This window comes from Streptomyces bambusae (assembly GCF_019400985.1).
In the GTDB taxonomy this organism is placed as follows: Bacteria; Actinomycetota; Actinomycetes; order Streptomycetales; family Streptomycetaceae; genus Streptomyces; species Streptomyces bambusae_A.
The window spans coordinates 1-7,525 of the sequence record NZ_WTFF01000347.1; the positions used below are offsets into that span (position 1 = coordinate 1).

Below are 7,525 nucleotides of genomic sequence, written 5' to 3' on the forward strand. Positions count from 1 at the left end.
ACCACCTTCGGTTGCGTGGGCTGGGAGATGTATATAAGAGCCAGTCCGGGGAGGGAGCCGCGGGTGGTGGCCGGGCCGTGCCCGCCCTCCGTGTCCGGGGCGCCCGGGGCCCCCGGGGCCCCCTCGCCTGTGCCCGCCGCGTCGTCCGCTCCCGCCGTGTGTGCCAGGAGCCGGGCGGCCTGGGCGTGCAGGGCGTCGTGGCCGCGGGCGGACACCAGCCACGGCACCAGGGGCGGGGCGGCCTGCTCGGCCGGGGTGTCGGCGGGGTCCGCGGCACCGGCCGGCCCGGTGGCCGGCCCGGCGGTCGGCGGGGCCTGCTCCAGGACGATGTGGGCGTTGGTGCCGCTGATGCCGAAGGAGGAGACGGCGGCCCGCCGGGGTTCGCCGGTCTCGGGCCAGGGCGCGCTGTCGGTGAGCAGCCGGACGGCGCCGGCCGACCAGTCCACGTGGGGGGTGGGCTCGTCGACGTGGAGGGTGCGCGGCAGCACGCCGTGGCGCATCGCCATGACCATCTTGATCACACCGGCCACCCCGGCGGCGGCCTGCGTGTGGCCGATGTTGGACTTGACGGAGCCCAGCAGCAGCGGCCGGTCCCCGGGCCGGTCCTGGCCGTAGGTGGCGAGCAGGGCGTGGGCCTCGATGGGGTCGCCCAGGGTGGTGCCGGTGCCGTGGGCCTCGACGGCGTCGACCTGGCCGGGGGTGAGCCGGGCCTGGTCGAGGGCCTGGCGGATGACGCGCTGCTGGGAGGGGCCGTTGGGCACGGTCAGCCCGCTGCTGGCGCCGTCCTGGTTGACGGCGGAGCCGCGGACGACCGCCAGCACGGGGTGGCCGTTGGCGCGGGCGTCGGACAGGCGCTCCAGCAGCAGCAGGCCGGCGCCCTCGCCCCAGCCGGTGCCGTCGGCGGCGGCCGCGAACGGCTTGCAGCGGCCGTCGGGGGCCAGGCCCCGCTGCTGGCTGAAGTCGACGAAGAGTTCGGGGTCGGCCATGACGGTGACGCCGCCGGCAAGGGCGAGGGTGCACTCGCCGGCCCGCAGGGCCTGTGCGGCCAGGTGCAAGGTCACCAGCGACGACGAGCACGCCGTGTCCACCGTGACGGCCGGGCCCTCCAGGCCCAGCACGTAGGAGACGCGGCCGGAGGCCACGCTGCCGGCGTTGCCGCTGCCGAGGTAGACCTCGACGCCGTCGGGCACGCTGTCGCGGTCGGTGTGGGCGGCGTAGTCGTGGTGCATGACGCCGGCGAAGACACCGGTCCGGGTGCCGCGCAGGGAGGCCGGGTCGATGCCGGCCCGTTCGAAGGCCTCCCATGCGGTCTCCAGCAGCAGCCGCTGCTGCGGGTCCATCGCGAGGGCCTCGCGCGGCGAGATCCCGAAGAAGGCCGCGTCGAACTCGGTGGCCCCTTCCAGGAACCCGCCGTCGCGGACGTAGCTGGTGCCCTGGTGGTCGGGGTCGGGGTGGTAGACGGCGTCGAGGTCCCAGCCGCGGTCCTGCGGGAATCCGGCGACGGCGTCGCGGCCGTCGGCCACTAGCCGCCACAGTTCCTCGGGGGTGGTGACGCCGCCCGGGTAGCGGCAGCTCATCGCGACGACGGCGATCGGCTCGGCCTCCTCGGCCGATCGCAGCCGCTCCCGGGTCTGGTGGAGTTCGGCCGTCATCCACCGGAGGTGGTCGAGCATCTTCTCTTCGTTGTTCATGGACGTACGAACTCCCGTTGATCAGGTGGAAACGAGCTGTCCGCCGCCCGGCGGGGCGAGGCGGCCGGGGCAGCGGTCAGCGGTCACGCGGACAGCGGTCACGCAGTCACGCGGTCTGCGGTCAGCGGTCAGCGCCGGGCGAGCCCCACGTACTGCTCGGCGAAGTCGGTCGCCGCGGCGGTGGATCCCGTCAGGTGGTCGAAGCGGGCGCGGGCCAGCCCGCGGTCGAAGGCGGTGCCGCCGGGCGCGGTGTGCAGCAGGTCGGTCATCCACCGCGAGAACTCCTGGCCCAGCCAGGCCCGGCGCAGGGCGGTGGCGGAGTAGGAGTCGAGCGGCTCCCGGCGCCCGGAGCCGTACCAGACGGCCAGGGCGCCGGCGAGGAGCTCGGCGTCGGCGACGGCGAGGTTGAGGCCCTTGGCGGCGCTGGGCGGCACGATGTGGGCCGCGTCGCCGAGCAGGAACAGCCGGCCGAACTGCATGGGTTCGCACAGGAAGCTGCGCAGTGGCACGAAGGAGCGTTCCAGGATGCGGCCGGTGGGCAGGGCCCCGGTGCCGCCGGTCAGCCGCAGGTCGAGCTCCTGCCAGACCTCCTCGTCGGAGCGGGCGTCGACCGGCTCGTCGGTGGGGACCTGGAGGTAGAGGCGGCTGATGGTGGTGGACCGCATGCTCTGCAGGGCGAAGCCCCGCTCGCCGACGGCGTAGATCAGCTCGGAGGACAGCGGCGGGGCCTCGGCGAGGACCCCCAGCCACGCGTACGGGTAGCTGTACGCGTGCCCTGTCGCGGCCCCTTCGGGGGCCGCGGCGCGGCTGACGCCGTGGAAGCCGTCGCAGCCGGCGACGAAGTCGCAGGTGATCTCGGCCGGTCGGCCGTCGAGGGTGCAGCGGACGGTGGCGCCGTCGGAGCCGAGCCGGGCGACGGTGACGTCGTCGACGCCGAAGTGCAGCCGGCCGGGGCCGGCGGTGCGGGCGGCGATGAGGTCCTTGACGACCTCCTGCTGCCCGTACATCCATACGTTGGCCCCGGTGAGCTTGGCGAACGGCAGCCGGTAGGGGTCGCCGTCGACGCGCAGTTCGAAGCCCTCGTGGACCAGGCCCTCGCGGTCGAGGCGGGCGGCGGCCTCGGCGCGGCGCAGGGTCTCGACGGTGCCCTGTTCGAGCAGGCCGGCGCGGACGCGGCGTTCCACGTGGGCGCGGTCGCGGCGTTCCAGGACGACGGAGTCGATGCCTTCGAGCTCCAGCAGCCGGGCCAGCACGAGGCCGGCCGGCCCGGCGCCGATGATGCACACCGGGGTGCGGATGCGCAGGGGCGCTGCCGTGTTCACGGTCGCCGTCGCGGGCGCGGTCACAGGCCGGCCGTTCCGTCGGCGGCGACGTGGACCTTGCCGGTCAGCGGGAGGTCGGCGCTGGAGCGTCCGACGAGGACCTCGCGGGCGCCGGCGGCGACGCGCCGGCTGCGGGTGGCATCGTCCCAGTAGGTGAACCGCTCGGCGTCGACGGTGACGCTGACGCGGGCGGACGCGCCGGGCTCCAGGTCGACGGTGGTCCAGCCGGCGAGGGTCTTGGGCGGCTGGGGGACGTCGAGTTCGTGGCTGCGGCCGAGGTAGACCTGGACGATCTCGCGGCCGGCGCGGTCGCCGGTGTTGCGGACGGTGCAGGAGACGGTCACGTCGGTGCCCGCCGGGGTGAGGTCGAGGTCCTCGTAGGCGAACGTGGTGTAGCTGAGGCCGTGTCCGAAGGGGAACAGCGGCGGCACGCCGTGCTCGTCGTGCCAGCGGTAGCCGACGAAGACGCCCTCGCGGTACTCGACGCGGCCGTCGACGCCGGGGTAGCGCAGCGGGTCGCCGGCGACGGAGGTCCGTGCGGCGTCGACGGGGAAGCTCTGGGTGAGCTTGCCGGCGGGGTTGGCGTCGCCGAAGAGCAGGGCGTCGGCGGCCTCGGCGCCGGCCTCGCCGGGGTACCAGACGTCGAGGACGCCGGCGACGTGCTCCAGCCAGGGCATGGGGACCGAGGAGCCGGTGTTGAGGACGACGACGGTACGGGGGTTGGCCTTGGCCACCTCGGTGATCAGGGTGTCCTGGAGGCCGGGCAGGGGCAGGGCGGGCCGGTCGATCAGCTCGGCGAGTTCGTCGTAGGCGAAGACCAGGGCCACGTCGGCGGCGCGGGCGGCGGCGACGGCCTCGTCGATGTCGGCCCGGGCCTGCTCGGGGGTGACCCAGCCCAGGGTGAGGCGGACGGGCTGGTCGGGGACGGGCAGCGCGGACAGGACGAGCTTGTAGCTGCCGGGTTCGAGGTCGGCGGTCAGGCCGGCGGTGTCGCCGAAGGAGCTGCCGGCGAACACGCGGGGGTGGCCCTCCAGGTCGATGGCCGCGTAGCCGCCGAGCGCGGTGACCGCGATGCGGTAGCGGCCGGGGGTCTCGATCGTCAGGACGCCCTCGTAGAAGTAGTCGGGCTCGGTGGACGGGCCGGGCGCGACCTCGCCGGTGCGGAACGGCGGCACCAGGGCGGACTCGGGGATGGTCCGGCCGGCCGGGTCCTCGCCGATCGCGAAGGTGACGGCCTCGTCGCCGAGCCGCTCGCGCAGCACCTCCAGCGGGGTGCGGGCGGACTCGGGGACGACGAGGGCGCTGCCGACGCCGGCGGTCTTGAGGACGTCGGCGGAGCGGCCGATGACGGCGACGCCCTTCTCGGCGAGGCGCTCGGCGGACAGCGGCAGCACGCCGTCCGGGTTGTGCAGCAGGACGGAGCCGGCGAGGGCGATCTCCCGGGCCAGGGCGCGGCCGCGTACGGCGTCGCGCTCGGGGACCGGGCGGTCGGCGGGCGTCAGGGCGGCCGCCGCCTCGGGGGGTGTGTCCGGACCGGCGGCGATCAGGCCGAAGCGGGCCATCTGGCCGACGATGCGGGCGACGGCGCGGTCGAGGACAGACTCGTCGACGCGGCCCTCCTCGATCGCGAGCCGCAGCGGCTCGCCGAGGTGGGCGCCGTTCGGCATCTCCTGGTCGAGGCCGCGTTCGACGGCGGCGGTGTCGTGGACGGCGTCCCAGTCGGACATGACCCAGCCCTCGAAGCCCCACTCGTCGCGCAGGACGGTGGTCAGGAGGGTCTCGTTCTCGCAGGAGAACTGGCCGTTGACGGAGTTGGTGGCGCCCATGAGGGCGCCGGCGCCGGCCCGGACGACGGACTGGAAGGCGGGGAACTCGATCTCGCGCAGGGTGCGCTCGTCGACGACCGTGTCGACGGCCATCCGGTTCTCCTCCTGGTTGTTCGCGGCGAAGTGCTTCGGCATCGCGATGACGCCCTGGGACTGGATGCCCTGGACGACGGCGGTGCCGATCGCGGTGACGAGCAGCGGGTCCTCGCCGTACAGCTCGAAGTTGCGGCCGCCGTACGGCTGGCGCAGCACGTTGAGCATCGGGCCGATGAGGACGTCCTGGCGCTTGGCGCGGGCCTCGAAGCCGAGGAACTCGCCGTAGCGGGCGGCCAGTTCGTCGTCGAAGGCGCAGGAGAGGACGACGGGGGCGGGCAGCGCGGTGGTGGTCCTGCGCTTCATGCGGACGCCGGCCGGGCCGTCGGTCATGCGCAGCGCGGGGATGCCCAGGCGGGGGACGCCGGGGATGTAGCCGGACTGGCCGAGCTGCTCGGGGTCGTCGGCGCCGTGGACGAACGAGATCTTCTCGTCGAGGGTCATGGCGGCGACGAGGGCGGTGACGGTCGCGGTGGCGTGCGCGGGGGTGTGGGCGGGGGCGGGGGCGGGGGCGTTCATCGGTGGTCACTTCCGGTTCGGTCGGCGGTGGCGTCAGCGGTGGCGTCGGTGGAGGCGTCTGCGGTGGCGGCCCCGGAACCCGCGGCGGGGGAAGGGGCGGCGGCGCGGGTCAGGGCGCGGACCGGGGCGGCGGCCTTGAGGAGCATCTCGTCGTACTCGTCGTGCGGGTCGGAGCCGAGGACGATCGCGCCGCCGGCGCCCACCTGCCAGCGGCCGCCGGCGAGGACCATGGTGCGGATGACGATGTTGAGGTCGGCGCTGCCGTCGCAGGCGAGGTAGCCGATGGCACCGGAGTAGATGCCGCGGGCGCGTTCCTCCAGGGACTCGATGATGTCGAGGGTGCGCAGCTTGGGCGCGCCGGTCATGGAGCCGCCCGGGAAGCAGGCGCGGACGGCGCCGACGGCGTCGTTGCCGTCCTTCAGGGTGCCGCGCACGGTGGAGACGAGCTGGTGGACGGTGGTGTAGCTCTCGGCGGCCATCAGGACGGGCACGTGGACGGAGCCGACCTCGCAGACCCGGCCGAGGTCGTTGCGCATCAGGTCGACGATCATCAGGTTCTCGGCGCGGGTCTTGGTGCTGGAGACGAGCTCCTGGCGGATCCGCTCGTCCTCGGCCGGGGTGGCGCCGCGCGGGGCGGTGCCCTTGATCGGCTTGGCCTCGGCGACCCGGTCGCCGGTGATCTTCAGGAAGCGCTCCGGGGAGGAGCAGGCCACCTCGACGTCGTCCAGGCGCAGGTACGCCGCGTAGGGCGCGGGGTTGAGCCGGCGCAGCCGCCGGTAGGTGGTCAGGCCGTCGTCGGCGGCCGGGACTTCGGCGACGTTGGTCAGGCAGACCTCGTAGCTCTCGCCGGCCTTGAGGTACTCCTGGGCGGTCCGTACGTCGCTGACGTACGCGGCGCGGTTGCGGGCCAGGAGCGGTTCGACGTCGACGGCCGGCAGGTCGGCCGGCGGCTCGGCCGGGGCGGCGGGGCCGGCGAGGGCGGCGGCGGTCTCGTCGAGCCAGCGGTCGGCCGCGGCCGCGGTGGCCGCGTCGGTGCTCAGGGCGAGGAGGTGGCCGCGGCCGGTCTCGTGGTCGACGGCGAGGAAACGGTCGGCGAAGATCCATACGGCGTCGGGGGTGTCGGCGCGGTACTGGTTCGGGGAGCCGCAGTCGGCCTTGAGCTCGTAGCCGAAGTAGCCCACGTAGCCGCCGGTGAAGGAGAACGGCAGGGGCTCGGGCGGGGCGTCGACCACGCGGCGGGCGAGTTCCCGCTGGAGGTGGTCGAAGACGGACTCGCGGTGGGTGGCCGGGGTGGCGCCGTCGACCTCGACGACGCCCTCGTCGACGCGGTAGCGGACGGTCTCCGCGAGCGGACCGGAGGCGTCCCCGAGGAAGGAGAAGCGGGACAGGCCGGGTTCGACACGGGCACTGTCCAGCCAGAACGCCCGCGTGGAGCCGGCGAACAGGCGGGTGAAGGCGGTCTCGGCGTCGACGAACGTGCGAGGCGCGAGGTCGCGGACGTGGAGGGCGTAGCGAACGACCCCGTCGGCCGGCGCGGCCACGACCGGGGCGGTGCGGGTCACGCCGGTAGCGGTGCCGGACGCCGCAGTGCCGGTGCCAGACGCATCAGTGGCGGTGCGGGTCACGCCGGTAGAGGTGCCGGACACCGCAGCGCCGGTGCGGGTCGCCGCAGTGGCGGTGTGGTTCGCGCCGGTGGCGGTGCCGGACGCATCAGTGGCGGTGCGGGTCACGCCGGTAGCGGTGCCGGACGCCGCAGTGGCGGTGCGGGTCGCCGCAGTGGCGGTGCGGGTCGCCGCAGTGGCGGTGCCAGACACCGCAGCGACCGTGCGGGTCGCGCCGGTGGCGGTGCGGGTCGCGCCGGTGGCGGCGCCGGACACCGCAGTGGCGGTGCGGGTCGCCGCAGTGGCGGTGCCGGACTCGGTCGCGGAGGCGTTGGCGGCGGTCGCGGCAGCGTCAGTCGCGGTCGCGAGAGCGTCGGTCGCGGTCGCGAGAGTGTCGGTCGCGGTCGTAGCGGCCATGGGTGTCGCGGTCGTCGCCTCGGCGGGCGCGGCCGGTGCGGTCCGCGGGGCGGGGG

The 7,525-nt window shown here is 75.0% G+C and carries 5 protein-coding genes; 1 reads left to right on the forward strand and 4 read right to left on the reverse strand.

Features of this window, described 5'->3' with window-relative positions; translation table 11 throughout:
* The 4 genes from GPJ59_RS30925 to pabB all read right to left on the reverse strand — a co-directional run.
* The coding region (locus GPJ59_RS30925; RefSeq protein ID WP_219671227.1) for a type I polyketide synthase at window positions 1-1,691 on the reverse strand (1,691 nt) is incomplete at its 3' end.
* Window positions 1,692-1,819: 128 nt separating this feature from the next.
* A complete protein-coding gene (locus tag GPJ59_RS30930; protein WP_219671229.1) occupies window positions 1,820-2,989 on the reverse strand; it encodes a 4-hydroxybenzoate 3-monooxygenase in 1,170 nt (389 codons plus the stop codon).
* 44 nt (window positions 2,990-3,033) lie between these two features.
* A complete protein-coding gene (locus GPJ59_RS30935; protein ID WP_219671228.1) occupies window positions 3,034-5,451 on the reverse strand; it encodes a beta-glucosidase family protein in 2,418 nt (805 codons plus the stop codon).
* Window positions 5,448-7,013, reverse strand: a complete 1,566-nt coding sequence (gene pabB / locus GPJ59_RS30940) for an aminodeoxychorismate synthase component I (protein ID WP_374200961.1) — start codon at window positions 7,011-7,013, stop codon at window positions 5,448-5,450. Before pabB ends, GPJ59_RS30935 begins: the two co-directional genes overlap by 4 nt.
* Before the next feature lie 10 nt (window positions 7,014-7,023).
* Between pabB and GPJ59_RS37995 the strand changes: the two genes are divergently transcribed.
* Window positions 7,024-7,525 (forward strand): hypothetical protein (locus GPJ59_RS37995; protein ID WP_258025182.1); only part of this gene is annotated, 502 nt, incomplete at its 3' end.